The sequence below is a fragment of the Aquitalea sp. FG25 genome (assembly GCF_057809375.1).
In genome coordinates this window covers 1-443 of record NZ_JBMDJV010000067.1, presented here as the reverse complement: position 1 = coordinate 443, position 443 = coordinate 1, and the positions used below count along the sequence as shown (strand labels likewise).

Here is a 443-nt window from a genome sequence, read left to right as displayed (position 1 = left end):
TGCGGTGGGCTATCACGTCGGCTGACGTGATCATTCACAATCTGTTGAAAGTTCACAGCTTATGCCTTCGACATGGCGCAAACAAGGCTGAATGGCATGAATGCGTAGTTTTACGGATGCGCCTATATGCATAGGAAGGGACCGGAGGGGCACGTAGTGCATTCACAACGGGCAGATCATCGGCCAAACCGGACCGTCACAGCCAAGAATCAAAACGTCCACTTCAAGATTGATTACAGCCTGCTGGGTGTCTTGAGCCGTTGGAAATATTGCTTCTCAAACTCTACCGGCGATAGCCCGTTTGTGGAACCATGCCGGCGCTTCGGGTTGTAGAACATCTCGATGTAATCGAAGATATCCCGCCGGGCCTCTTCCCTGTCGTGATAGTTTTTTCGCTTGATACGCTCACGCTTCAGCAACTGGAAGAAACTCTCCGCCACAGC

The 443-nt window shown here is 51.7% G+C and carries 1 protein-coding gene; it reads right to left on the bottom strand.

Annotated elements, in window-relative coordinates; all coding sequences use genetic code 11:
* Positions 1-233: 233 nt before the first annotated feature.
* On the bottom strand, positions 234-443 hold a 210-nt coding region (locus ACODR9_RS24315; protein ID WP_488813266.1), incomplete at its 5' end, for an IS3 family transposase.